Here is a 26,351-nt window from a genome sequence, read left to right as displayed (position 1 = left end):
TTGGAGTTTATCATGGCTGACCTGAACGCGCTGGTTGACCAGCTGTCCGAACTGACCGTCCTGGAAGCGGCTGAGCTGTCGAAGCTGCTCGAAGAAAAGTGGGGCGTTTCGGCCGCCGCTGCCGTCGCCGTTGCTGCTGGCCCCGCCGGCGGTGGCGCTGCCGCTGCTGCGGTTGAAGAAAAGACCGAATTCGACGTGATCCTGACCGGCGACGGTGGCAAGAAGATCAACGTCATCAAGGAAGTCCGCGCCATCACCGGCCTGGGCCTGACCGAAGCCAAGGCGCTGGTCGAAGGCGCTCCGAAGCCGGTCAAGGAAGGCGTCAACAAGGACGAGGCCGAGAAGATCAAGAAGCAGCTCGAAGAAGCTGGCGCGACCGTCGAGGTCAAGTAATCGGCGCGGGAACCGGTTCGGCCGGTTCCCGACCCTTGCACGTGCAAGAAAAAGGGCGGCGCTCCCCATCGGGAACGCCGCCTTTTTTTCGTTTACCGGTCGGTCGGATCAGCTCTGACCAAAGGCCGGCTTGAAGCTGCCGGGCCAGCCGACCTGCTTGATCGTCCGCGGCCGTTCGACCTCCTGTCGCGGCGCGGCACCGACCGGCTGAGCTGCCGGGGCAACCGGGGTCCGGGCAGGCGCAGCCACCGCCGCATCCACCAGGCCCATCCGCTCACGCTCGTCATAGAAGCGCGCGCGCTTCAGCCGGGCCCGACGCGTCAGGAACGGATTGTCCGCCGTAGGACCGGCAAGTGCAGCGCGCTCGTGGCGACCCATGCCCTCATGACCCGGCTCCAGCGCCGCCGAACGCTCATGATGCACGGCAGTCGAAGCGCCGTGCGCGACCAGCGGAGCGGCGGTCGCCGCCATCGCCGGCGCGTGCTGAACCGGCTCGACCGTTGCAGCCTGCGGCGTGGCGACCGTCATCGGGCGGGACTCGATCGGGCGCGGCTTCGGTTCGAGCGGGCGATTGACCTCCCGATTGGCCACGACCGGATCCGGAGCAGCGCGGCGGCGACGGGTCGCGGCCCATGCAAGCAGCGCAAAGGCGGCACCAATTCCAGCCACGCCGACAACCCACGGTGTCCAGTCGGTGGAACCCCCCGCCGTTGCCGCCGCATCGAAGCCGCTATCGGCGGGCGGTGCAGCGTCTGGTGCAGGCGTTGCCGCCACGGGCGGGGACGACTGGATGGTGGGATCGGCAGCCGGGGTCTCATTGACCGCGGCTGGCGGGGCAACCTCGGCTGCCGGAGCCGCTTCTGTCCGTGCAGGCTCGGCGCGCGATGCGGTGTTTGCCGCAGACCGGCGGACCTGAGCCTCCCGGTTGCGCTGTGCAGCCTCACGCGTTGCTGCCTGTTCCTGTTCGACCTGAGCGAGTGCTTCCGGCGCGACCGTGGCGTTCGGCGCGGATTGGGGGGTCGCGGCGGGAATGGACGGGGCGACAGTCGTCTGGGTCGGCGCGGGCGCGGCCTGACGAACGATGACCGGCGGGGTCGCCGTCGGTGCGGACGGGGCCTGGACCGGCGCGGGCACTGGTGCGATGTCCTGAGCGATTGCGGGGGCAGCCAGCGTGGCAATCAGCGCCAAGGTGGCCGTGCGAGCGATGAGGCGATTTTTCTTCATAGCAGGACGCAAACGCTCCTACCCGCCCATCCGGTTTCATTGCGAACCCGGAATCAGCGACGGGATGACAGCGCAGGACGACGGGACGATGCCGTTTAGGTGAGGTTCATCAGGCATTTATCCCGCGTTCATGTGGCGGCGGCCATCCTCGGGGGCTCCGCCATGCCGTTTGACATGACCCGGTGCCGCGCCTATATCGCAATCACCGTCCGATCGGGAAAGGTTCGCCGTCGCGCAGCGTGCCAATGAATGGATCAGCCGGGCTCATGACGCCGCAAAGCCGCCATCCTCGCCACAGGGCGATGGACGCGCGGCTTTTTTGGCGTCTTTTGCGTGCCCGATCCGGTGGGTCACCGGGTACGAATTCTGATTGAACTACCTTTTGATAGAACAAGGGCAATCCTCAGCTATGGCAACCAAGGCGATCGAGAGCGGCACGATGAAGCGCCGCATCCGCAAGGTGTTCGGCGACATCCATGAAGTGGTGCAGATGCCGAACCTGATCGAGGTTCAGCGCGAATCCTACGAACAGTTCCTGCGGTCCGATCCGTCCATCGGCTATGTTTCGGGCCTGGAAAAGACGCTGCGCAGCGTGTTCCCGATCCGCGACTTTGCCGGGACGGCCGAACTCGACTTCGTGAACTACGAGCTGGAGCCGCCCAAGTTCGATCAGGAAGAATGCCGCCAGCGGGGCATCACCTATGCCGCGCCGATGCGCGTCACCCTGCGCCTCATCGTGTTCGAAGTGGATCCGGATACCGAAGCCCGCTCCGTGCTCGATATCAAGGAGCAGGACGTTTACATGGGCGACATGCCGCTGATGACGGAGAACGGCACGTTCATCGTCAACGGCACCGAGCGCGTGATCGTCAGCCAGATGCACCGTTCGCCGGGCGTGCTGTTCGACCATGACCGCGGCAAGACGCACGCGTCGGGCAAGTATCTGTTCGCCGCCCGCGTCATCCCCTATCGCGGGTCGTGGCTGGATTTCGAATTCGACGCCAAGGACATCGTCAACGTCCGCATCGACCGCAAGCGCAAGCTGCCGGTCACCAGCCTGCTCTATGCGCTGGGACTGAACAGCGAGGAAATCCTCAACCACTTCTACAACCGCGTGACCTTTGTGCGCGGCCAGGGTGGCTGGCAGATCCCGTTCGCGGCCGAAAACTGGCGCGGCCAGAAGCCGATGTTCGACATCATCGATGCCAAGTCGGGTGAAGTCATCTTCCCGGCGGGTCAGAAGATCAGCCCCCGCGCAGCCAACAAGGCGGCGAAGGACGGGCTTGAGACGCTGCTGATCCCGACCGAAGAAATCTATGGCCGCTATTCGGCGTTCGACCTGATCAACGAAACGTCGGGCGAAATCTATGTCGAGGCGGGCGACGAGATCGGCGCCGAGAATCTGGAAAAGCTGGACAAGGCCGGCATTGACCGGATCGAGCTGCTCGACATCGACCATGTGTCGACGGGTGCGTGGATCCGCAACACGCTGAAGGCCGACAAGGCTGAAGAGCGCGAGCAGGCGCTGTCCGACATTTATCGCGTGATGCGCCCTGGCGAGCCGCCGACGCTGGAGACGGCGGAATCGCTGTTCGCCGGCCTGTTCTTCGATCCGGACCGCTACGACCTGTCGGCGGTCGGCCGCGTCAAGCTGAACATGCGCCTCGATCTCGACTGCCCGGACACGGTGACCACGCTGCGCACCGAGGATATCCTGGAAGTCGTCAAGACGCTGGTGAACCTCAAGGACGGCAAGGGCGAGGTTGACGATATCGACAACCTGGGCAACCGCCGCGTCCGTTCGGTGGGCGAGCTGCTGGAAAACCAGTATCGCGTCGGCCTGCTCCGCATGGAGCGCGCCGTGAAGGAGCGGATGAGCTCGGTCGATGTGTCGACGGTGATGCCGAACGACCTGATCAACGCCAAGCCCGCCGTTGCGGCCGTCCGCGAGTTCTTCGGCTCGTCGCAGCTGTCGCAGTTCATGGACCAGACCAACCCGCTGTCGGAAGTGACGCACAAGCGCCGCGTGTCGGCACTTGGGCCGGGCGGTCTGACGCGTGAGCGCGCCGGGTTCGAAGTCCGCGACGTTCACCCGACCCATTATGGCCGTATCTGCCCGATTGAAACGCCGGAAGGCCCGAACATCGGTCTGATCAACTCGCTGGCGACGTTCAGCCGCGTGAACAAATATGGCTTTATCGAAACGCCGTACCGCAAGATCATCGACGGCAAGGTGACCAACGAGGTCGTCTATCTGTCGGCCATGGAGGAGCAGAAGCATACCGTCGCGCAGGCCTCGGCCGAGCTGAACCCCGATGGCAGCTTTGCCGAAGAACTGGTTTCCGCGCGTCAGGGCGGCGAGTTCCTGATGGCGCTGCGCGATCAGATCACGCTGATGGACGTGTCTCCGAAGCAGCTGGTGTCGGTTGCCGCCTCGCTCATTCCGTTCCTGGAAAACGACGACGCCAACCGCGCACTGATGGGTTCGAACATGCAGCGTCAGGCCGTGCCGCTCGTGCGGGCCGAGGCGCCGTTCGTCGGCACCGGCATGGAAGAGACGGTTGCCCGGGATTCCGGCGCAGCCATCGGCGCCAAGCGCGACGGCATCGTCGATCAGGTTGACGCGACCCGTATCGTCGTGCGCGCTACGGGCGATGTGGATGCCACGGAAAGCGGCGTCGACATCTATACCCTGATGAAGTTCCAGCGTTCGAACCAGTCGACCTGCATCAACCAGCGTCCGCTGGTGAAGGTGGGCGATGTGGTGAAGGCCGGTGACATCATCGCCGACGGCCCGTCGACCGAGTTTGGCGAACTGGCGCTGGGCCGCAACGCGCTTGTCGCGTTCATGCCCTGGAACGGCTATAACTACGAGGATTCGATCCTGATCTCCGAGCGGATCGTGAAGGACGACGTGTTCACGTCGATCCATATCGACGAGTTCGAAGTGATGGCCCGCGATACCAAGCTGGGGCCGGAAGACATCACCCGCGACATTCCGAATGTCGGTGAGGAAGCGCTGCGCAACCTCGACGAAGCGGGCATCGTCTATATCGGTGCAGAGGTCGAGCCGGGCGACATCCTGGTCGGCAAGATCACGCCCAAGGGCGAAAGCCCGATGACGCCGGAAGAAAAGCTGCTGCGCGCCATCTTTGGCGAAAAGGCAAGCGACGTGCGCGACACCTCGCTCCGCCTGCCGCCGGGCGTGTCGGGCACGATCGTCGATGTGCGCGTGTTCAACCGCCACGGCATCGACAAGGACGAGCGCGCGATGGCGATCGAGCGCGAGGAGATCGAGCGCCTGAAGAAGGACTCGGACGACGAGCGCAGCATCCTGAACCGTGCCACCTGGTCGCGCCTGCGCGAAATGCTGGTCGGCCAGACTGCCACGTCGGTACCCAAGGGCCTGAAGAAGGGCGTCGAGATCACCGAAGCGGTGCTCGAGGAAGTCGAAAAGCACGAATGGTGGAAGTTCGCGGTTGCGGACGATGCCGTCCAGTCGAACCTGGAAGCGGTCAAGACGCAGTATGATGAGGCCGTAAAGCGCATCAAGGACAAGTTCGACGACCGCCGCGAAAAGCTGGAGCGCGGTGACGAGCTGCCGCCGGGCGTGCTGAAGATGGTCAAGGTGTTCGTCGCGGTGAAGCGCAAGCTGCAGCCGGGCGACAAGATGGCCGGCCGTCACGGCAACAAGGGCGTCATCAGCCGCATCCTGCCGCAGGAAGACATGCCGTTCCTGGAGGACGGGACGCCGGTCGACCTGGTGCTCAACCCGCTGGGCGTGCCGTCGCGCATGAACGTCGGTCAGATCTTTGAGACGCATCTGGGCTGGGCCGCGCGCGGCCTGGGACAGAGCATCGCCCACAAGCTGGAGGAATGGCGCGAAGCCAATCCCGACGCCAAGGGCGGCGCGATGCCGGAAGCGGTCAAGGATCGGCTGAAGGAAGTCTATGGCGAGCATTATCTCGACGAGATCGAGGCGCGGACGCCGGACCAGATCATCGAGCTGGCCGGCAACCTGAAGTCGGGCGTGCCGATGGCAACCCCGGTGTTCGACGGCGCGGTCGAGGCGGACGTGTCCGCGATGCTCGACCTGGCCGGACTGGACGCTTCGGGTCAGTCGACGCTGTTCGACGGTCGCACCGGCGAGGCGTTCGACCGCAAGGTGACGGTGGGCATCATCTACATGCTCAAGCTGCACCACCTGGTCGATGACAAGATCCACGCCCGGTCGATCGGCCCCTACTCGCTCGTCACCCAGCAGCCGCTGGGCGGCAAGGCGCAGTTCGGCGGCCAGCGTTTCGGGGAAATGGAGGTCTGGGCACTGCAGGCGTATGGCGCTGCCTATACGCTGCAGGAAATGCTGACGGTGAAGTCCGACGACGTGGTCGGCCGCACCAAGGTCTATGAGGCGATCGTCAAGGGCGACGACACGTTCGAGGCCGGCATTCCCGAGAGCTTCAACGTGCTCGTCAAGGAAATGCGGTCGCTGGGCCTCAACGTCGAGCTCAAGAACGAGCTGGACGCAGAGGATGGCGGACTGGCCGAAGCGGCGGAGTAATCGAAGGGACCACGGCACATCGGTCGTGGTCCCCTTCCTCCCCTGCCGACCGAAGAATTTGACCCTCCTGAGGGACTGAAAAATGAACGAACTGACCAACTTCGCGAACCCGGTGGCCAAGCCGGAGACTTTCGACCAGATCCAGATCGGCATCGCATCACCCGACCGCATCCGGTCGTGGTCGTTCGGCGAGATCAAGAAGCCGGAAACGATCAACTATCGCACGTTCAAGCCGGAGCGTGACGGCCTGTTCTGCGCGCGCATCTTTGGCCCGATCAAGGATTACGAGTGCCTGTGCGGCAAGTACAAGCGCATGAAGTACAAGGGCATCGTCTGCGAAAAGTGCGGCGTGGAAGTGACCGTTTCCAAGGTCCGCCGTGAGCGCATGGGCCATATCGAACTGGCCGCGCCGGTTGCCCATATCTGGTTCCTGAAGTCGCTGCCGAGCCGGATCGGCCTTCTCCTCGACATGCAGCTCAAGCAGCTTGAGCGCGTCCTTTATTTCGAAAGCTATATCGTGATCGAGCCGGGCCTGACCCCGCTCGACAAGTATCAGCTGCTGACCGAGGACGAACTGCTCGACGCGCAGGACCAGTATGGCGAGGATGCGTTCTCTGCCGGCATCGGCGCCGAGGCGGTCAAGCAGATGCTGATGGACCTGGACCTTGAGGGCGAGCGCCGCGACCTGCTCGAGGAACTGGCCGTCACCAAGTCCGAGCTGAAGCCCAAGAAGATCATCAAGCGGCTGAAGGTCGTCGAAAGCTTCATCGATTCCGGCAACCGCCCGGAATGGATGATCCTGGACGTCGTGCCGGTCATTCCGCCGGAACTGCGCCCGCTGGTGCCGCTGGACGGCGGCCGCTTTGCGACGTCGGACCTCAACGACCTGTATCGCCGCGTCATCAACCGCAACAACCGCCTGAAGCGGCTGATGGAACTGCGCGCGCCGGACATCATCGTGCGCAACGAAAAGCGCATGTTGCAGGAAGCCGTCGACGCCCTGTTCGACAATGGCCGCCGCGGCCGCACGATCACGGGCGCCAACAAGCGTCCGCTGAAGTCGCTGTCCGACATGCTGAAGGGCAAGCAGGGCCGGTTCCGTCAGAACCTGCTGGGCAAGCGTGTCGACTATTCGGGCCGTTCGGTCATCGTGACCGGGCCGGAGCTGAAGCTGCACCAGTGCGGCCTGCCGAAGAAGATGGCGCTCGAGCTGTTCAAGCCGTTCATCTACGCGCGCCTCGACGCCAAGGGTCTGTCGATGACCCTGAAGCAGGCGAAGAAGTGGGTCGAGAAGGAGCGCAAGGAAGTCTGGGACATCCTGGACGAGGTGATCCGCGAGCATCCCGTGCTGCTGAACCGCGCGCCGACGCTCCACCGTCTGGGCATCCAGGCGTTCGAGCCGGTGCTGATCGAGGGCAAGGCGATCCAGCTGCACCCGCTGGTCTGCTCTGCGTTCAACGCCGACTTCGACGGCGACCAGATGGCCGTGCACGTCCCGCTGAGCCTTGAGGCGCAGCTGGAAGCGCGCGTCCTGATGATGTCGACCAACAACATCCTGTCGCCCGCCAACGGCAAGCCGATCATCGTTCCGTCGCAGGACATGGTGCTGGGCCTTTATTATCTGTCGATGATGAAGGAAGCCGAGCCGGGCGAAGGCATGATGCTGTCCGACATGGCCGAGGTGCATCACGCGCTGGATACCGGCGCAGTCACGCTGCACACCAAGATCATCACCCGCGTGGCGCAGACCGATGAAGACGGCAATGTCTACATGAAGCGCGTCGAAACGACGCCGGGTCGCCTGCTGATTGGTGAAAAGCTGCCCCAGTCGCATCGCGTGCCGTTCGAAACGATCAACCGGCTGCTGACCAAGAAGGAAGTCGGTGACGTCATCGACACCGTCTATCGCCACACCGGCCAGAAGGAGACGGTGCTGTTCGCCGACGGCATCATGACGCTGGGCTTCCGCCACGCGTTCAAGGCCGGCATCTCGTTCGGCAAGGACGACATGATCATTCCGGATTCCAAGGTCGCCCTGGTCGATGAGACCCGCGCCCTGGTGAAGGATTTCGAGCAGCAGTATCAGGACGGCCTGATCACGCAGCAGGAAAAGTACAACAAGGTGATCGATGCCTGGAGCCGTTGCGGCGATCAGGTGGCGGCGGCCATGATGGACGAGATCAAGGCGGTGAAGAAGGACCCGGAAACGGGCCGCGAACTGCCGATCAACTCGATCTACATGATGGCCCATTCCGGTGCTCGCGGTTCGCAGGCGCAGATCAAGCAGCTTGCCGGGATGCGCGGCCTGATGGCCAAGCCGTCGGGCGAGATCATCGAAACGCCGATCATCTCGAACTTCAAGGAAGGTCTGACCGTTCTTGAATACTTCAACTCCACCCACGGCGCCCGCAAGGGTCTGGCCGACACCGCGCTCAAGACGGCGAACTCGGGTTACCTGACCCGCCGTCTGGTCGACGTGTCGCAGGATTGCGTCGTGATGGAGATCGACTGCGGCACCGAGCGCGCGCTGGAAATGCGGGCGATCGTTCAGGGCGGCAGCGTCATCGCATCGCTGGGCGAGCGTATCCTGGGCCGCACCACGGCCGAGGACGTCGTGGATGCCAAGACGGGCGAAGTCGTGATCCCGACCGGCACGCTGCTGGACGAGGCCATGATCGCGCAGATCGAAGCCATCGGCATTCAGGGGATGAAGATCCGCTCGCCGCTGGTCTGCGAAGCCAAGATCGGTGTCTGCGCCAAGTGCTATGGCCGTGATCTGGCCCGTGGTACGCCGGTAAACATCGGTGAAGCGGTTGGCGTTATCGCCGCCCAGTCGATCGGTGAGCCGGGTACCCAGCTGACGATGCGAACGTTCCACATCGGCGGCGCGGCCCAGCTGAACGAACAGTCGAACCTGGAAGCGCCGGTTGACGGCACGATCCAGCATCGCGACCTGCGTCTGATCACCGATCAGCGCGGCCGCCGCGTCGTCCTGTCGCGGTCGGGCGAACTGGCGATCGTGGACATGGAAGGCCGCGATCTGGCGGTCCACCGCATCCCCTATGGTGCCTATGTCATGCATGACGACGGCGCTATCGTCAGCAAGGGCGACCGACTGGCCGAATGGGATCCGTTCACCATGCCGGTGATCACGGAAAACCCGGGTATCGTGAAGTATCAGGACCTGATCGACGGCAAGACGCTGACCGAACAGGTGGACGAAGCGACTGGCATCGCGCAGCGCGTGGTGATCGAATATCGCGCCGCTTCGCGGTCCAAGGAAGACCTTCGCCCGCGCCTGACGCTGCACGACGATGCCTCGGGTGAAGCCGGCCGCTACATGCTGGCACCGGGTACGGTGCTGTCGGTGGAGGATGGTGCTCAGGTTCAGGGCGGTGACGTTCTGGCCCGTGCCAGCCGTGAATCGGCCAAGACCCGCGACATCACCGGCGGTCTGCCGCGCGTCGCCGAGCTGTTCGAAGCACGCAAGCCCAAGGAAAACGCGATCATCGCAAAGGTGTCGGGCCGTGTCGTGTTCGGCAAGGATTACAAGGCCAAGCGCAAGATCGGCATTCAGCCCGAGGATGGCGGCGAGGTCGTGGAATATCTGGTGCCGAAGTCGAAGGTGATCGACGTTCAGGAAGGCGACTACGTCAAGCGTGGCGACAACCTGATCGGCGGCAGCCCCGATCCGCACGACATTCTGGAAGTGCTCGGCATCGAGCCGCTGGCCGAATATCTGGTCAGCGAAATCCAGGAAGTGTATCGCTTGCAGGGCGTGAAGATCAACGACAAGCACATCGAGGTGATCGTTCGCCAGATGCTGCAGAAGGTTGAGATCACCGATGGCGGCGACACCACGCTGCTGGCCGGCGAACAGGTCGACCGGGACGAGATGGACGCGATCAACGCCAAGCTCGAACCGGGTCAGCAGCCCGCTCAGGGCAAGCCGATCCTGCTGGGCATCACCAAGGCGTCGCTGCAGACCCGCAGCTTCATCTCGGCCGCCTCGTTCCAGGAAACCACCCGCGTTCTGACGGAAGCGGCGGTTCAGGGTAAGCAGGACACGCTGATCGGCCTGAAGGAAAACGTCATCGTCGGCCGTCTGATCCCGGCGGGTACCGGTGCGGGCATGAACCGGATGCGCATCGCAGCCACGTCGCGTGACGCGGCACTGCGCGTGGCGCAGCGGCGAATGCAGGAAGCATCGCTGATCGCGCCGGCATCGGCCGCCGAAGAGCACGCCGCGGAACTGGCCCGCAGCCCGCGGGACTCGGCCGGCACCGGTGACGATCCGCTGGCAGCGGTCGTGGCCAGCGGCCATGGCACCGATGCGGATGCCGGTGACTATCTGAACGATTGATCCCGATAACGGATCAGGAAATGCCGCCGTCCGGAGCGATCCGGGCGGCGGTTTTTTTGTGCTTCAGATGCCAGAGAGCAGAACAGCGACGACGGTGATCGCGATCAGGCAGCCAAGCAGGCCCACCATGGTGACCAGCGCCGCCCGAACAGGGCCGATCTTCAATCGCTGGCGATACCAGCGCCACTGCACCGCCGCGAACCACAGCAAGGTCGCGCAGATCAGAGCATAGCCCAGCGCGGCCAGCCATGGCCGGCCCGGTGCATCCGGCAAGAGGGTGCCAACGCCAAGGCCAAGCGCCAGCAGGCCCGCCGGATAGCATTGGGCGTAAAAGGGAACGCGCAACGTGTCGCGCGTCAGCCGGATGTGCTGCCGATTGATGGCATGGACCGCGAGGATCAGGGGACACAGGCTGAACAGCAGCAGGCGCAGCAGCAACAGCGTCGTGTTGTCGCTCACCAGTCCGGCAAGCCCCGTCGTGCGCGTCACGATATCGCTCTGCCCCACGACCATCAGTTCGATCGAATGGGAAATCAGCAGCGTGACCAGCAGGAACTGCGGCGGGCTGAGCGCGTCATTATACTGCCGCTCGACGGTCTCGCCCAGCTCCCGGTCGGCATAGGCCATGGTGCCCAACGGACGGGTCATCGCCCGCCACAGCGTGACCGGGTAAAACACAAGCCAGCTCATCAATTCATAAAGCAGGTCGTCGAGCGACTTCAGGAATTGAAGAAAGACCACAGGCCAAGAACAGCAGGTTCTGACCCAAAGCTCAATCTATTCCAGAAAAAAGGGATAACATGCCATCCATCATTCGCGCTTGGTGCTTTTCATGATAGCCTTGCAGACCGAGCCAATAATTCGCGGGAGAATCATCATGTATTCGGCTCATAGGATTTTACTGACCGCGCTGGGAGGCTCGGTGTGCGGCGGCGTCGTGCTGGCCCAGCAAGTTTCCGATCTCAGCGACCTTGTCGGCGCGCGCGCCGCTGGCGGCGAAACCCAGATGGAGGCACGCGGATACCGCGTCACTGGCGGCAACACCGTGCGGGATCAGCGCTTCACCTTCTGGTGGAACGATCGCAAGCAGGAATGCGTGTCTGTCTCGACGGTCGATGGGCGCTATGCGTCGATCCAGCGTATTCCGCCGGGCAACTGTGATGCTTCACCAGCGCAAAGCCAGGTGGCGCGGCCAACCTATCCTGAACCCAGATCGGATGCCGGATCCCTGGTCCTGGTTTGTTATGGTGCGGGAACGAAACCCAGTGTCACCACCCAGCCACGCTATTCGTGGAACAGCAGCAAGCACAAATGGGAATGGAGCAACGATGTCGTCGGGACGACGCAAGGGTTCGGATCCGACGTTCAGATCGAACTGTATGGCGATCACGGCCGCATCCATCTTGGTCCCAATCTGGTCCCGCCGATCCATTCGGGCGGTGCCAATGGCTGGTGGGATCTCGATAATCTGGTGGTCAGCGGCGACCGGATCAGCGCCAGCTACAGGCTGAACGGCATGAACAAACCCCGCCTGACGGTTGATCGGCGCAGCGGCCGCATCACCATTCAGGCGATCACCAATTTTGAAGGCCAGTGTGATATCGGCAACTGGAGCGCAGGCCAGCGGCGATTCTGAGCCCGCTGCCGAACACGCCTGCCGGCCAAGAGGGGGGATAAAGCCGGCAGGCGTGCCGACCGGGCGTCAGGCAATGGGATGGACGACGCCCGGCCTGAACGGATTACGGCATCACAACCGTGTCGATGACGTGCACAACGCCGTTCGACTGAAGCACGTCGGCGGTCGTCACAGTCGACGTTCCACCCTTGGCATCGGTCAGGATGACCGACTTGCCCTTGAGCGACGCGGTCAGCTTGCCACCCTGAACGGTGGTCAGCTCGGCCTTGCCACCGCCAGCCTTGATCGCCGCAACGATCTTGTCAGCGGTATAGGTGCCCGGCACCACATGATAGGTCAGGACAGTGGTCAGCGTGCCCTTGTTCTCCGGCTTCACCAGCGTTTCGACGGTGCCGGCGGGCAGCTTGGCAAAGGCGTCGTTGGTCGGCGCGAACACGGTGAACGGGCCAGGGCTGGCGAGCGTTTCGACCAGACCGGCGGCCTTCACGGCGGCAACCAGGGTGGTCAGGTTCGGCGCGGCCGAGGCATTTTCCGCAATCGTCTTGGTGGCGTACATGGCGGCGCCGCCGACGGTCGGGTTCGACTGGTGATGGTTGGCCACGGCAGCCGTTCCGGCAACCGCCATCAGCGTGGCGGCAACGGGAAGCATCAAACGCATACGTGCATTCGGCATTGGTCATCCTTCCTGAAACGCACCCGATAAAGTGGGGGGAATTTGGGTGCGGACCAGCTACGAAACGACCGTCGAAACGGATGCAGAATTTTTTCGGCGTTCAGGACCGAAAATCAGATGGTTGCCATTCGCCCAACCGCGACGGGGCTGCTGCTGGGTGCCGGATGCGGGGTCGCCGATTGTTTTTCGATCGTGATGGCCAGCACGGCCCCATCCTGCATCAGGCGCCGCAAGTCGATGGGAACGACGATCCGCGACGTGCCGTCGGCCGCAATCTGGCCCAGCGACTGCGGCGCCCCGCCATCCGGGATGACCCAGAGTTCCGGTGCAAGCGCGGCGCCCGCCTGAACATTTTCGGCACGGATAGCCAGCGCACCGTCGCCGGGTTCATAGCGGACGGTCAGCACTGGCCCTTCTTCCTCGCCGCTCAACTGGGCCACGGCAATGGCACGAGCGGTTTCGGTCGCAACCTGAGGCGGCCCGACCGGCGCCGGCGCAGGCCGCGTAACCATGACCAGGGCAAGGGCGGCAGCGACGCTGGCCGCTGCAACCGTACCCGCCCGCCAGCGCGCAACGGACCGACGCAGCGACAGGTCGCTGACCGTTGCCGATGCGCTGCGGTCGGTCAGGCGCGGTTCGACCCGTTGCCACAGATCGGCCGGATCGACGGCACTCGCCCCTTCGCTCAGCGGCGCCAGCAGAGCCTCCCAGCGTTCCACGGCCGACGCAAATGCGGGGTCGGACAGGCGCAGGCGCTGCGCCTCGGCCCGCTCTGCCCCGTCCAAGACACCGAGCGCCAGTTCCCCGGCCAGCAGGTCCAGTTCCTCAGTCATCGCCGACACAGCCCCTCAGCCGCATCAGCCCGCGTCGGACCAGGCTTTTGACGGTGCCCAGCGGTGTATCGGTCCGTTCAGCCAACGCGGCATAGGTGACACCATCGAAATAGGCCGTGCGGATCAGGTCGCGCGATCGTTCGTCCAGTTCGTCCAGACAGGCATGAATGCGGCTCGACATCTGCGCCTCGACAATCCGGTCGGGGGCAAGCGGTGCGGCATCGGCAATGTTCGCTGCGGCTGTTTCGGGCAACAGGACGCGCGTGCGCGTCGAGCGGACCCGATCGATCGCCGTGTTGCGGGCGATGGTCGCCAGCCAGGTAATCGGGCTTGCCCGCGACGGATCGAACCGCCCGGCCGAGTGCCACACCTTTACAAAAACGTCCTGCACAACATCCTCGGCCGCTTCCCGCTCTCCGCAGATACGCAGGCAGATGCCGAATAGTTTCGAAACGGTCCGGTCATAGACTTCGCGCAGCGCAGCACGGTCCCCCGCCCCCACGCGCGACAATGCCATGGCAAGGGCGCTCCGCGCATCGTCAGGGTCGCTCATGCTTGCCACGACGCGCAGCCTAGTCGTTCGAACCCGGTGTGGCAACGATCCGCGTTGCTGCGGCCGCACGCGCAACCCATCCGGGCGCAATCCCGGCCAGCGCGAACAGGGCGCGCCGGGCCATGGGCCGCTCCGTCCCCCAGCGCAGGGCCTGGGCGATGGCCAGCGGACGCTGCGCCGTTCGGGCAAAGCCGGACTGGAATGTCGCGCTATCCCCGCCCCCAATCAGCGCATTGGCGGCCATCACCCCGCTGTTGAGGGCAATCGCCATGCCGTCGCCCACAATCGATGCGATCACCGCGGCCTGATCGCCCAGACGATAGGCCCCATGCGCCGGGCGGCGGGCACGCCAACCATAGGGCACGTCGGCCACGCTGTTCACCGGCCCCAGCCGTTCCCGGTCAAGCAGTGCCGCAAAGCCGGGCTGTTCCGATGCCAGTTCGCTCAGCAGCGCGTCCGTCCCGCCGGCATCGCGCAGCCGGTCCTGGGCCACGGACAGACAGACATTCGCCGTACCGTCGCCGCGCAGCAGCACCCCGGCATAGCCATGGCGAAACGGGATCAGGTCGACCATGCCATCCAGCGCGTCCAGAAGGGTGCGGTCCGGCCGGATCGTCCAGCGAAGCCCGACCGCACCCCTGCCCGTTGCATCCGCCCGCCGGGGCGATCCGCGCAGGCCATGCTTGCCGGTGGCCAGCATGATCGCATCGGCGGCCAGTTGCTCACCACTGGCCAGCCGTGCGCCCGACGCATCCAGTGAGCGGACAACACCTGTCCTGACATCCGCCCCGGCGAGCTGTGCCCGGTCCATCAGGACGGTGTCCATCACCGCCCGCGAAATCCCGTGCGCGGTGAAGGGCAGCGCGATGGCCCGGCTGTGGCGGCCATCCGACACGCGCACCGCCCGGATCGGACGTGCATCGATAGCCGCCGGTGCAATGCCCAGCTCTGCGAGCGCGGCCATGCCGTCCGGCCCCAGAAAGCCGCCACACACCCCCTCATCCATCATCCGGCGTCGCTCGACGACCGTGACGGCATGGCCAGCCGTCCCCAGCCGGATCGCGGCCGCGCATCCGGCCGGCCCGCCCCCCAGGATCAGCGCGCCCGTTCGACGCATAGCCGGAACGGAAGATACCAACGGATCTTCGCGCCTTCTGAAGGGATCCCCGCATCGTTCAGCAGGATGCGCCACTCGTCCGGCCGAAATGACCGGGCGATGGAAAGCGTCCCGTCCTGCCGCACCACGGGATGGACGCGCAGCAGCCGGGCCAGCAGGGGATATCCGCGATAGGCGACGGCATGGCGATGCAGGTCTCCGATCATCCACCCACGGGTGGCCCGCCGCTCGCACAGCTGAAGGAACGTAACCACCTCTGGATCGGTCATATGGTGCGTCACCTGTGACGCGATCCAGAAGTCGTGCGGTTCGGCCACCGCTGCTGCATCGCCGGTGCGATAGTCGATGGCGGTGCCGTCGGGTGTCGCTGCGCGGGCAACGGGATCGCTGCGCGGATCAAGGTCGATGCCCGTCAGCCGCGCCGCGCTGCCGCGCTTATCCGCCCAGGCGGCGATGACGCGCAGGGCATCGCCGTGCCCATAGCCGACGTCCAGAAGCGAAAATGGCTGACCGGGCGGAATATGCCGGTTCAGGAACGCGAGGATCGGCCGCACGGTCATCGTCCAGCGATTGATCCGGGCCAGATCGGTCAGCACCGCCTTGAACAGTTCCGGCGGCATGGCCGGATCGTCCATCTGCTCGGCGGCAAGGCTTCGCTTCGCCAGGGTCATGCCGCGGGTCCGAACCGAAACCCCTCGGCCGCAAGACCGGGGCCAAAGGCAATGGCAATGCCCGGACGCTGTTCCCGCGCCGCCAGCACATCGGCCAGCACGAACATCAGCGTGGCGGACGACATGTTGCCGGACCGGGCAAGGACCGCACGTGACCGGTCGAGCGCATCCTCTGGCAGCTCAAGTCCAGCGACAACGCCGTCCAGAATGGATCGGCCGCCTGCATGAACGGCCCAGACCAGGGCATCGGCAGCATCATTGCCCAGGATATCGGCCCGCACGGCCGGGTCCGCCAGCGCCGCGGCGATGCGGCCCGGCACTTCTCCCGACAGGTGCATGGCAAATCCGGTATCCCCGACATGCCACTGGATCAGATGCTCGCTGTCCGGCAGCGTCAGGGCAAACGGCGCGCCAAGGCTCAATCCTGCTGGCTCGCCCGTCACCCAGGCGGCGGCTGCTCCATCACCGAACTGCAGCATGGCCAGCAGCGGCTCGATCTCGCTATCCGGTTGCAGATGCAGGGTCGACAGCTCGACCGTCACCACCAGCACGCGCGCCTCCGGTTCCGACCGGACGATCTGGCGCGCTGTGCGAAGGGCGACCACCGCGGCATAACAGCCCATGAACCCGATCAGCGTGCGCTCCACCCGCGGCGAGAGGCCCAGGCGGCGAGCTAGGATCTGATCGATGCCCGGCGCGACGAACCCGGTACAGCTTGCCACAACAATATGCGTTGCCGTGTCCACCGCGACCGGCAGGCGGCGTATGGCGCTCAATGCCAGCGCCGGTGCGGCCTCGGCATAAATGGTCATGCGGTCGCCGGTGCCGGGCATGTGGCCATGCGCATAAAAGCCATCGGGGTCGATCGGCGATCCGTCCTGCGGCCGCGTTGCGGGAAGGACGGACCAGCGATGATCGATGCCCGATCGCGCGGCCATCCGGTCGAACAGCTTTCGGTCCCGACCCTCCAGCCGGCCGGATGCCCAGCGAACAAAGGCCGCATGAATATCGTGATCCGGCGTCGCAGTGGCGATGGCGTTCAAATAGGCTCGGTCAGGCTTCACCTATTCTCCATCGGTCACGTCCCCTGCCCGCCCCGCTAAGGTTGGCGCATCGCCGCGAAAAGGCAAGGGCGCATCCTCGCCGCGGCCGACAGGATGCGCCTGAGCGGTCCCGGACCGTCACGGGGCGCTTCCCGGTTGCGAGTCGGTGCATTGAAGTCTGACCCCTCATCGTGTTTTGGAACCGCCATCCACGCTTTTGCTGGATATTGTTTGCACAGCGTTATAGCTTGCTTGACATGATGGACCGTCAAGTGATCGAGACACTTTTACCGATTGATCCGAAGATGCTGGGGCTGATTGCCGACAGCCCGGTCGCGTCCGTCATCAGCAACCCACGGATGCCCGACAACCCGATCGTGGCGTGTAACCGCGCTTTTTGCGAGCTGACCCTGTATCCGGAGGAGATGGTGGTCGGCCGCAACTGCCGCTTTCTGTCAGGCCCCGGCACCGAACCCTGGCTGTCCGAATCGATTCGCGAGGGCGTGCGCGAGCGGCGGCCGGTGCTGGTCGAGATCCTGAACTACAAGCGGGACGGCACTCCGTTCCGCAACGCAGTGCTGGTCGCGCCCATTTATGACGATGATGGTGCGCTAGCCTATTTTCTGGGGTCGCAGGTCGAATTGCCGGACGACAGCCGTGGCCCGTCAACGGCCCGGCGCATTTATGCGGCGGAGCGGGTGAAGCGCCTGTCCGAACGACAGCGCCAGGTGCTCAAGCTGGCATCGGATGGACTGCTCAACAAACAGATCGCCAATGTCCTCGGTCTTTCCGAGAAAACCGTGAAGATGCACCGCGCGATCCTGATGGACCGGTTGGGCACGCCGACGACGGCGGACATGATCCGGGTGGCGGTCGAAGCAGGGCTGTAAGGCGGTACAGGCGAAGGACCGTATCGGCGCTATCCACATATTCCGGTACCTAGAGTACAGGACGTTACGGAAGCATCCGGGCGCAGATCGGCATCCCCTCCTCCGATCCCGCCCATTCTCCTTGTCCAAAGCCCAGCTTTCGTGACGTCCGCCTTTTCCCACATTCCGTCCGTTGAACAGATCGCTTCAGCCTATTGCCTAGCTGCGAACCATTCGCTAGGCGCGAATGATAATGGTTTGCATTAGTACCTTCGGGCAGGCGGAATGACGCGCGAGTCGATCCGGGTCTGGTTTCTCGTCCACAAATGGTCGAGCATCATCTGCACGGCATTTTTGCTGATGCTGTGCGTCACCGGCCTGCCCCTGATCTTTCACGACGAAATCGATGCGCTGACGGGCCATGACCCCATTTCGGCGATGCAGGGCGTGCCGTCATCCAGCGACGCGCCGGGCCAGCGATCGCTGGACGACATGCTTGCAAAGGGGTTGGCGCAGCGCCCCGGCGAAGTTCCGGTTTTCGTGGCGTTCGACAATGCCAGCCCGGTGCTGACCGTCACCACGGCACCGCGCCCGGATTCGCCAGCCAGCGACATGACCGTCCTGCTGTTCAACCGCACGACCGGCGAGCCAGCCGGGGCGGCCGGCGAGGATGGCGTAATGCACTTCATCCTGCAGCTGCATACCGACATGTTCCTTGGCCTGCCCGGGATGCTGTTCCTAGGCGCCATGGGCCTGTTGTTCGTCATCGCGCTGGTTTCCGGCGTAGTCCTGTACGCGCCCTTCATGCGAAAGCTGGATTTCGGCACGCTTCGCACCCGGCGCAGCCGCCGGGTCAAGTGGCTGGATACCCACAACCTGCTCGGCATCACGGCGCTGGTATGGGCCAGCGTCGTCGGCGTCACGGGCATCATCCACACGCTTGCCACGCCGATCATTCAGGGTTGGCAGCAAAGCGAGCTTGCTGACATGACCGCCGCCTATGCTGGGCGAGCGCCGCTGCCTCCCGCGCGATATGGATCGATCGACAAGGCGATGGCCGCCGCGCGCGCCGCATTGCCGGGCACCAATCCACAATTCATTGCCTTTCCCGGCGGGTCGTACAGTTCGGCGCATCACATGGCGGTGTTCATGCAGGGGAACAGCCCGCTGACCCAGCGGTTGCTAACCCCCGCCCTGATCGACGGCGAAACCGGCACGCTGACCGATGCGCGCCCGCTGCCCTGGTATGTGCAGGCGCTGCTCTATTCGCAGCCGCTGCATTTCGGGGATTATGGCGGTCTGCCGCTCAAGATCCTGTGGGCCATTCTGGACGTGTTCACGATCGTGGTGCTGGGTTCGGGCCTGTATCTCTGGCTTGGGCGTCGGCGCGGAGCCGATGCGCCGGTGCGAGAGGTGGAGACGGGCGGGATCGTCCCGGCCACGGCCATGATGCCGGAGCCGGCGGAATGATCCGCTCCACCTTTGCCCTGCCCGTCCTGATCGGCGTGCTGAGCCTGGGCGGGCTGGTGCTGGCGCTGGCCGGGGACGGCGTGTCGGACCTGATTGCCGCGGCGGCGCTTGCCACGCCGGTTGCCGCCGCCGCCATGGCCGTGCGCAGCCGCCAACGCTGATTTTTTCACAACGACACCATCATTCCGTGGGAGTTCCTGTCATGACCGCCGTTCGGGCCGCTGTTCGCCTTGCCGTATCAACCCTTGCCCTTGTCAGCGCGGGCACCGCCATCGCTCAGGAAGCGGAGGGCGAGGACATTGTCGTCACCGCGCAAAAGGCGAATGAAACACAGGTCAGCCGCAGCGGCAGCCTGGGCGTGCTGGGCGACAAGCCTGCCGAGGACGTGCCCTTCAGCATCCGCAGCTATAACGAGGCGCTGATCCGCAATCAGCAGCCCCAGTCGCTGGGTCAGGTGCTGGAAAACGATCCGGCGGTGCGCACCACCTATGCCTTTGGCAACGCGGCCGAGCTGTTTGTCATTCGCGGTTTCCCGCTGTTCGGCGACGATGTGGGCATTGACGGCCTGTATGGCATCGCCCCGCGCCAGATCGTCGCGCCCGAGCTATATGACCAGGTACAGGTCCTGAACGGCGCCAGCGCGTTCCTGAACGGGGCGGCGCCCGGCGGTTCCGGCATCGGCGGCAGTGTCAACGTGCTGCCCAAGCGGGCGAGCGGCGACCTCTTCCGCGTCACGGCCAACTATACCGAATCCGGCCATTTCGGCGGCGCATTCGATGCCGCCCGCCGCTTTTCCAACGGCACCTTCGGCGTCCGGATCAACGGGGCGTGGCGATCGGGCGAGCTGGCCGTGAATGGCGAGGACCGCGATACCCGCGTGATCGGCGCTGCATTCGATGTGGACACCGGCGCATTTCGCGCCTCGCTGGACCTTGCCTATCAGCGGGTTCAGGTGGACCGCCTGCGTCCCAAGGTTCAGCTGGGCGCCGGGCTGACCCGCCTGCCCGCCGTGCCGCGCGCCGATGCCAATTATGCGCAGGATTGGGCGACCACGACGCTGGAGGACGTGTTCGGCATCGCCAAGCTGGAATATGACCTGTCGGACAATGCGATGCTTTATGCCCGTTTCGGGGCACGCGATGGTTCGGAAACCGGCATCTACAATTCGATCACCCTGACCGATGCCACGACCGGCGCGGCGCTGGGCGGGGCCAGCTTCATTCCGCGCACCGACAATAACGAGGCCGTGCAGGCCGGCCTTCGCGTCCGGCTGGGCGAGACGGTAACGCACGAGATCAACGTCGGCGGCGACCATCTGTGGCAGGTGAACCGCAATGCGTTCGATTTCCTGGGCGGCTTTGCAGGGTTTGCGACCAACCTGTACGCGCCGCAGGACGTCGCCCTGCCCGGCACCGGCTTTGTCGGCGGCGACCTCAACAATCCCTATCCGATCACGCGCGTCCGGCAGGGCAGCGCCTTTGCCAGCGACACGATCGGCCTGTTCGACGGCCGCGTGCTGCTGACCGGCGGGCTGCGGCTCCAGTCGATCACGGTCAAGAGCTACAGCTATGCCGACGGCTCACCGGCGGGCACCTATTCCGAGGATGCAGTGACGCCGGTCGTCGGCCTGGTCCTCAAGCCGGTCGAGGGATTGTCTCTCTATGCCAACCGGATCGAGGGGCTGCGTCAGGGGCCGACCGCGCCCATCGACGTGACGCTGGTCAATTCGGGCGAGGTGTTCGCGCCGTTCGTATCGACCCAGTATGAGGTGGGCGCGAAACTGTCGCTCGGCCCGGTCAATGCCAGCGCCGCGCTGTATCAGATCGAATTGCCCAGCGCCTATGCGATTCCCGACCCGCAGGGTTCGGGCCTGAACCGCTTTGGCGTGTACGGAACGCAGCGCAACCGGGGCATCGAACTGTCGCTGGACGGGGAAGTGACGCCGGGTCTGCGGATCATTTCGGGCGTTGCCATCACCGATGCGGTCCTTCGCGAAACCCAGGGCGGTGTGAACGAGGGGAACAAGGCGGCGGGCGTGCCCGACTATACCGCCAATGCCAATGTCGAATGGGACGTGCCGTTCCTGCCCGCGCTGACCCTGACCGGGCGGGTGGTGCATACCGGACCCCAGGCGGTGAATGTCGCCAACACGCTTGAGCTGCCGGACTGGACTCGGTTCGACCTTGGCGCGCGATATGTCGCGCGGGTGGGACAGCAGGCGCTGACCCTGCGGGTTCAGGTCGATAACGTCGCCAACGAACGCTATTGGGCATCCGCCTTTGACAGCTTTGCCCCGCAGCTGCTTCAGGGTCAGCCGCGCACGGTCAAGGCATCGGCCAGCGTCGAGTTCTGATTTGGGCTTGCCCCTCCCCCTTCGGGGAGGGGCACCGGCTTACTTGTCGTCGCCCATGCGCAGGGCAGCGATGAAAGCCTCTTGCGGGATGCTGACCGAACCATATTCGCGCATCCGCTTCTTGCCTTCCTTCTGCTTTTCCAGAAGTTTCCGCTTTCGTGTCGCGTCGCCGCCATAGCATTTGGCGGTCACGTCCTTGCGCAGCGCGGCGATCGTCTCGCGCGCGATCACCTTGCCGCCGATCGCCGCCTGAATCGGAATCTTGAACATGTGGCGCGGGATCAGGTCCTTCAGCCGCTCGCACATATGCCGCCCGCGCGATTCCGCGGCATCGCGGTGAACGATCATGCTCAGCGCATCGACCGGCTCGTTGTTCACCAGGATATTCATCTTGACGAGATCGCCCGGCCGGTGCCCGATCTGTTCATAGTCGAAGCTGGCATAGCCGCGGCTGATCGATTTCAGCCGGTCATAGAAATCGAACACCACCTCGTTGAGCGGCAGTTCATAGGTCATCTGCGCCCGGCCGCCGACATAGGTCAGGTTCTTCTGAATGCCGCGCCGATCCTGACACAGCTTCAGAACGCTGCCCAGATATTCGTCGGGGACATAGATGACCGCGTTGATCCACGGCTCGCTGATTTCCTCGATCTTGTTGGGATCGGGCATGTCGGCGGGATTGTGCAGCTCGATCTCGCCGCCGCCATGGGTCAGCGTCAGCTTGTAGACCACCGACGGCGCGGTGGTGATGAGGTCCAGGTCATATTCGCGGGTCAGCCGCTCCTGAATGATCTCAAGATGCAGCAGCCCCAGGAAGCCGCAGCGATAGCCGAAGCCCAGCGCGGCGCTCGTTTCCATCTCGAACGTAAAGCTGGCGTCATTCAGGCGCAGTTTCGAGATGCTTTCGCGCAGCTTTTCAAAGTCGTTGGCATCGACCGGGAACAGGCCGCAGAACACGACCGACTGGACTTCCTTGAACCCAGGCAGCGCCTCGGCAGCGGGCTTCTTGGCATCGGTGATCGTGTCGCCGACCATGGTCTGCGCCACTTCCTTGATCTGTGCGGTGATGAAGCCGATCTCGCCGGGGCCAAGGTCCGTCAGCTGCTCGATCTTGGGCCGGAAACAGCCGACCCGGTCGATCAGGTGCGTTGTCCCGGCCTGCATGAACTTGACCTGCTGACCCTTTTTCAGCGTGCCCTGCATCACGCGGACCAAGATAACGACGCCCAAATAGGGGTCATACCAGCTGTCGACCAGCATCGCCTTCAGCGGCGCATCGGGGTCGCCCTTCGGTGCCGGAATCCGCTCGACGATCGCATCCAGGATCTCGTCGATGCCAATGCCCGACTTCGCGCTGGCCAGGATCGCGTTGGAGGCATCAAGGCCGATGATATCCTCGATCTCCGCCTTGACCTTGTCCGGCTCGGCGGCGGGCAGATCGATCTTGTTGATGACAGGCACGATCTCATGGTCATGCTCGATCGACTGATAGACATTGGCCAGCGTCTGCGCCTCGACGCCCTGCGCCGCATCGACGACCAGCAACGCGCCCTCGCATGCCGCCAGGCTGCGGCTCACCTCATAGGCGAAATCGACATGGCCCGGCGTGTCCATCAGGTTCAGGACATGGCCCTTCCATTCGAGGCGCACGGTCTGCGCCTTGATGGTGATGCCGCGTTCCTTCTCGATCTCCATATTGTCGAGCACCTGCGCGCTCATCTCGCGCTCCGTCAGGCCGCCGGTCCGTTGGATAAGCCGGTCGGCAAGCGTGGACTTGCCGTGATCGATGTGCGCGATGATCGAGAAATTGCGGATTTTGGACAGGTCAGTAGCCATAACAAGCGCGCGATAGCAGGGACCCGCCCGCCGGGGAAGCGGGACAAAAGGCGGTGTTGCCGGAGTTGTCCCGCACAAGAATTCTATTTCGCCAACGCAACCTTATCGGCAGGATCGCTTTCGGGCTGAAATGGGGTGCCTTGTGATTCTCATGGTGGTGCTTGCGCTTTCGATTGGCGGCACGCCGCCAAGGGACGCGATGACGTTGGCCGCAGCGTGCGAGGCGGGATCACGCGATTCCTGCGCTGACCTCGCCCAGATGTACGACAAGGGCGAAGGCGTGCGTCAGGACCGAAAACGTGCCGCCGCCCTGTACGCCAACGCATGTGACAGGGGATTGATGGCCGCCTGTTACAATGCCGGCAGCATCCTGTTCGACATGGGCGAGAAAAAATCGGCCGCACGCATCTTTGCCATGTTCTGCGATCGCAACAGCAAGGACGCCTGCTACCAGCTGGGATACATGTACCAGAACGGAGACGGGCTGCCGGTCAACTATCCGGTTGCGCGGAAACTCTATGTCGAAAATTGCGCGCGCAAGGACGCTGCATCCTGCAACAACCTGGGCGTCATGTACGAGAATGGACAGGATGTTGCCGCCAACCCGACGCGGGCCGTCGCCTATTATCGTCTCGCCTGCGACCTGAAAGAGCCTGTTGCATGCGTCAACCTGGGGACAAGCCATCTTGATGGCATTGGCGTCGAAAAGAGCCGGGTGAAGGCAAGGGCATATTATGTCCGGGCCTGTACCATGGGCCATCAACCGGGATGCGATAGCAGGGACATGCTGGATCGCCCGCCGGTTCGATATGCGGCCTCTGGCTATGACAGCGGCAGTTACGGGGGTGGGCGCAACGACTATCCCGACGACTTCGAGCTGCGTGGCAGCTATTCCGCGCCACCCCCGCCCCCGCCACCGCCGGTGACCCCGATTGGCGGATGGGGCGGTTTGTATGGCTGTTTCGGGCAGGTGTGCTGATGAAAGGACGATGGATGGACTGGACGCGCTTGATTGCCATCCTGACCTTGGGCGGCATGGCTGGCATCGCGGATGCCCAGACTGGTGACCCATGCCGCGCCGTGGCCATGCCGGACGGATCTTCGGCGCGGATGTGCCGGAATTCCGACGGAACCTGGCGTTCGGTCGCGGCCGAACCGGCGGCAACGCCCGCCTCCACCGGGATCCCGGCCCAGGCCGAAATCACCTATGCCGGTACCTATCGGTTTGTCGAAGGCCCCAAGCCGCGCCCCGCTCGTGCGACCCGCGTGCCCAATCGGCTGAACTTGAACTCGCTGCTCAATGCGGCCATGTCGGCCCCCGCGACGCCAAAAGGCACGGAGTATCAAGGCGCGCTGACTATCAAGGCGACCTTTGACGGCCAGTCGGTGACTGCTCAGGTCAACGGAACGGGCGGAATTGCGCAGCACAACCTGTCGGGTCTGATCGCAAACGGCGTTTGCCGGCTGGCCGATGCGCGCGGAGCGGTGGTGTTTGAGGGCAAGTGCACCAGCAGCGAATTTTCGGGCGTGATTTCGGGCACGGACAATTACCGGTTGAGCCTGAACGGCAATTTCAGCGCCGCTGCGACGAAGTTCGTCGATGTCGCCGATCGCAACGCCCGGGCGGCGGCCGACAAGCGTGTCGCTGCCGCGGCCGCAGCAGAGCGAAAGGCGGAGATTGACGCGAAGCGCGCGAAGCTGAAGCCGCTGTGCGACGCCGGAAAAGTCACCGCCTGCGTCGAAATGGACACCCTGGAATGAGCAGGACCGGAACAACGCCAACAACTAGCGCTTGAATCCCTCACGCGCGCTGATATATGCGCCGCTCTCCACCGGGGCTGGCCCCGGCGGACCCCATGGTCGGGGAATAGCTCAGCCTGGTAGAGCACTGCCTTCGGGAGGCAGGGGCCGGAGGTTCGAATCCTCTTTCCCCGACCAATTTCCTAACATCGCGATTTTTCCGTTGCCGCAGATTGTTGCGGCCCCGTTGTTTCGCGCTACACAGAGCGGCATGGCCAAGGTCGATCCGGATCATCGCGCGCTGCGCATTCACGGCACGATCGCCCGCGATCTGGGCATGAAGATCGTCAATGGCGGCTATGCGCCCGGCGATGTGCTGAGCGGCGAGGTGGTGGCCAGTGACCAGCTCAACGTCTCCCGCACCGCCTATCGCGAAGCATTGCGCATGCTGGCAGCCAAGGGTCTGGTCGAATCGCGTCCGAAAACAGGCACGCGGGTCAGCGACCGGCAACGCTGGCAGATGCTGGACCCCGATATCCTGTCATGGATCTTTGCCGAGGAGCCGGACGAATCGCTGCTGGTCAGCCTGTTCGAACTGCGCCGGATAGTCGAGCCGGAGGCTGCATCGCTGGCCGCGAAGCGCCGCACGCCCGACCAGATCCGGGAAATGAAAACGGCGCTGGAGGATATGGCGCGCCACAGCCTGACGTCGCCGGAAGGCCGCCTGGCCGATCAGCGGTTTCACGCTGCATTGCTGAACGCATCGGCCAATCCGTTCCTGATCACCCTGACCAGCGGCGTAGGTGCCGCCGTGGCGTGGACCACCGTTTACAAGCAGCGCAAGACACCCCTGCGCCGCGATCCGATGCCCGAACACTGGGCGGTGTTCGATGCGGTCGCCGCGGGCGATGCGGCACAGGCGCATCAGGCGATGACCGAACTGGTCGACCTGGCGTTTCTTGACACGACATCCGTCCTGCCGCCCGGCTGAACGGTCGGCGCGGAAGCCGGCAAGA

At 64.3% G+C, this 26,351-nt stretch carries 20 protein-coding genes and 1 tRNA gene; 12 read left to right on the top strand and 9 right to left on the bottom strand.

Features of this window, described 5'->3' with window-relative positions; genetic code table 11:
- Nucleotides 1–12: 12 nt before the first annotated feature.
- Nucleotides 13–393: a 50S ribosomal protein L7/L12 gene (gene rplL, locus ACNI3Q_RS02585; RefSeq protein WP_260019406.1), complete on the top strand. Its 381-nt coding sequence runs from the start codon at nucleotides 13–15 to the stop codon at nucleotides 391–393.
- 108 nt (nucleotides 394–501) lie between these two features.
- Here rplL and ACNI3Q_RS02580 read toward each other — a convergent pair whose 3' ends face one another.
- Complete coding sequence (locus ACNI3Q_RS02580) at nucleotides 502–1,617, bottom strand: hypothetical protein (RefSeq protein ID WP_426273868.1); 1,116 nt, start codon at nucleotides 1,615–1,617, stop codon at nucleotides 502–504.
- Nucleotides 1,618–2,026: 409 nt separating this feature from the next.
- Here ACNI3Q_RS02580 and rpoB point away from each other — a divergent pair, with 409 nt between their 5' ends.
- Both rpoB and rpoC read left to right on the top strand, forming a co-directional pair.
- Nucleotides 2,027–6,178: a DNA-directed RNA polymerase subunit beta gene (gene rpoB, locus ACNI3Q_RS02575; protein WP_426273867.1), complete on the top strand. Its 4,152-nt coding sequence runs from the start codon at nucleotides 2,027–2,029 to the stop codon at nucleotides 6,176–6,178.
- 82 nt (nucleotides 6,179–6,260) lie between these two features.
- Nucleotides 6,261–10,541, top strand: coding sequence for a DNA-directed RNA polymerase subunit beta' (rpoC, locus tag ACNI3Q_RS02570; protein WP_260019403.1), 4,281 nt, complete (start codon nucleotides 6,261–6,263; stop codon nucleotides 10,539–10,541).
- A 63-nt stretch (nucleotides 10,542–10,604) separates the two neighbouring features.
- Here the strand turns inward: rpoC and ACNI3Q_RS02565 are convergent, their stop codons facing one another.
- Nucleotides 10,605–11,231: a hypothetical protein gene (locus ACNI3Q_RS02565; protein WP_426273866.1), complete on the bottom strand. Its 627-nt coding sequence runs from the start codon at nucleotides 11,229–11,231 to the stop codon at nucleotides 10,605–10,607.
- Between the two features lie 187 nt (nucleotides 11,232–11,418).
- Between ACNI3Q_RS02565 and ACNI3Q_RS02560 the strand changes: the two genes are divergently transcribed.
- Nucleotides 11,419–12,177: a hypothetical protein gene (locus tag ACNI3Q_RS02560; protein ID WP_426273865.1), complete on the top strand. Its 759-nt coding sequence runs from the start codon at nucleotides 11,419–11,421 to the stop codon at nucleotides 12,175–12,177.
- Between the two features lie 103 nt (nucleotides 12,178–12,280).
- Here the strand turns inward: ACNI3Q_RS02560 and ACNI3Q_RS02555 are convergent, their stop codons facing one another.
- From ACNI3Q_RS02555 to ACNI3Q_RS02530, 6 genes are all read right to left on the bottom strand, one after another.
- Nucleotides 12,281–12,835: a fasciclin domain-containing protein gene (locus ACNI3Q_RS02555; protein WP_426273864.1), complete on the bottom strand. Its 555-nt coding sequence runs from the start codon at nucleotides 12,833–12,835 to the stop codon at nucleotides 12,281–12,283.
- Nucleotides 12,836–12,963: 128 nt separating this feature from the next.
- Complete coding sequence (locus tag ACNI3Q_RS02550; RefSeq protein ID WP_426273863.1) at nucleotides 12,964–13,683, bottom strand: anti-sigma factor; 720 nt, start codon at nucleotides 13,681–13,683, stop codon at nucleotides 12,964–12,966.
- Complete coding sequence (locus ACNI3Q_RS02545) at nucleotides 13,676–14,236, bottom strand: sigma-70 family RNA polymerase sigma factor (protein WP_260019399.1); 561 nt, start codon at nucleotides 14,234–14,236, stop codon at nucleotides 13,676–13,678. The genes ACNI3Q_RS02550 and ACNI3Q_RS02545 overlap by 8 nt, the downstream gene beginning before the upstream one ends.
- Before the next feature lie 19 nt (nucleotides 14,237–14,255).
- The gene (locus ACNI3Q_RS02540; protein WP_426273862.1) at nucleotides 14,256–15,353 is read right to left on the bottom strand and encodes an NAD(P)/FAD-dependent oxidoreductase; all 1,098 of its coding nucleotides are present in this window, start codon (nucleotides 15,351–15,353) and stop codon (nucleotides 14,256–14,258) included.
- Complete coding sequence (locus ACNI3Q_RS02535; RefSeq protein WP_426273861.1) at nucleotides 15,332–16,024, bottom strand: methyltransferase domain-containing protein; 693 nt, start codon at nucleotides 16,022–16,024, stop codon at nucleotides 15,332–15,334. Before ACNI3Q_RS02535 ends, ACNI3Q_RS02540 begins: the two co-directional genes overlap by 22 nt.
- Entirely contained in the window at nucleotides 16,021–17,088 is a 1,068-nt protein-coding gene (locus ACNI3Q_RS02530) for a type III polyketide synthase (RefSeq protein WP_426273860.1), read from the bottom strand. The genes ACNI3Q_RS02535 and ACNI3Q_RS02530 overlap by 4 nt, the downstream gene beginning before the upstream one ends.
- 236 nt (nucleotides 17,089–17,324) lie before the next feature.
- Between ACNI3Q_RS02530 and ACNI3Q_RS02525 the strand changes: the two genes are divergently transcribed.
- The 4 genes from ACNI3Q_RS02525 (at nucleotide 17,325) to ACNI3Q_RS02510 (ending at nucleotide 21,759) form a co-directional block, all read left to right on the top strand.
- Nucleotides 17,325–17,957 (top strand): LuxR C-terminal-related transcriptional regulator, encoded by a 633-nt coding sequence (locus tag ACNI3Q_RS02525; protein ID WP_426273859.1) that lies wholly within the window; start codon nucleotides 17,325–17,327, stop codon nucleotides 17,955–17,957.
- Between the two features lie 264 nt (nucleotides 17,958–18,221).
- The gene (locus ACNI3Q_RS02520) at nucleotides 18,222–19,406 is read left to right on the top strand and encodes a PepSY-associated TM helix domain-containing protein (protein ID WP_426273858.1); all 1,185 of its coding nucleotides are present in this window, start codon (nucleotides 18,222–18,224) and stop codon (nucleotides 19,404–19,406) included.
- Nucleotides 19,403–19,567, top strand: coding sequence for a hypothetical protein (locus ACNI3Q_RS02515; RefSeq protein ID WP_260019394.1), 165 nt, complete (start codon nucleotides 19,403–19,405; stop codon nucleotides 19,565–19,567). The genes ACNI3Q_RS02520 and ACNI3Q_RS02515 overlap by 4 nt, the downstream gene beginning before the upstream one ends.
- 41 nt (nucleotides 19,568–19,608) lie before the next feature.
- Nucleotides 19,609–21,759, top strand: coding sequence for a TonB-dependent receptor (locus tag ACNI3Q_RS02510; RefSeq protein WP_426273857.1), 2,151 nt, complete (start codon nucleotides 19,609–19,611; stop codon nucleotides 21,757–21,759).
- 39 nt (nucleotides 21,760–21,798) lie between these two features.
- On the opposite strand, the gene lepA is transcribed toward ACNI3Q_RS02510, so the two are convergent.
- The gene (lepA, locus tag ACNI3Q_RS02505) at nucleotides 21,799–23,595 is read right to left on the bottom strand and encodes a translation elongation factor 4 (protein WP_260019392.1); all 1,797 of its coding nucleotides are present in this window, start codon (nucleotides 23,593–23,595) and stop codon (nucleotides 21,799–21,801) included.
- Nucleotides 23,596–23,746: 151 nt separating this feature from the next.
- Between lepA and ACNI3Q_RS02500 the strand changes: the two genes are divergently transcribed.
- The 4 genes from ACNI3Q_RS02500 (at nucleotide 23,747) to ACNI3Q_RS02485 (ending at nucleotide 26,326) form a co-directional block, all read left to right on the top strand.
- Nucleotides 23,747–24,574 (top strand): tetratricopeptide repeat protein, encoded by an 828-nt coding sequence (locus ACNI3Q_RS02500; protein ID WP_426274183.1) that lies wholly within the window; start codon nucleotides 23,747–23,749, stop codon nucleotides 24,572–24,574.
- A gap of 14 nt (nucleotides 24,575–24,588) precedes the next feature.
- Complete coding sequence (locus ACNI3Q_RS02495) at nucleotides 24,589–25,356, top strand: hypothetical protein (protein ID WP_426273856.1); 768 nt, start codon at nucleotides 24,589–24,591, stop codon at nucleotides 25,354–25,356.
- 100 nt (nucleotides 25,357–25,456) lie between these two features.
- Nucleotides 25,457–25,533, top strand: a tRNA-Pro gene (locus ACNI3Q_RS02490).
- 73 nt (nucleotides 25,534–25,606) lie between these two features.
- A complete protein-coding gene (locus ACNI3Q_RS02485; protein WP_426273855.1) occupies nucleotides 25,607–26,326 on the top strand; it encodes a FadR/GntR family transcriptional regulator in 720 nt (239 codons plus the stop codon).
- Nucleotides 26,327–26,351: the final 25 nt, after the last annotated feature.

The organism is Sphingomonas eleionomae, assembly GCF_049889035.1.
Taxonomy (GTDB): domain Bacteria; phylum Pseudomonadota; class Alphaproteobacteria; order Sphingomonadales; family Sphingomonadaceae; genus Sphingomonas.
Note: the sequence above shows the minus strand (reverse complement) of the source record. Positions and strands in the feature narration are given on the sequence as shown.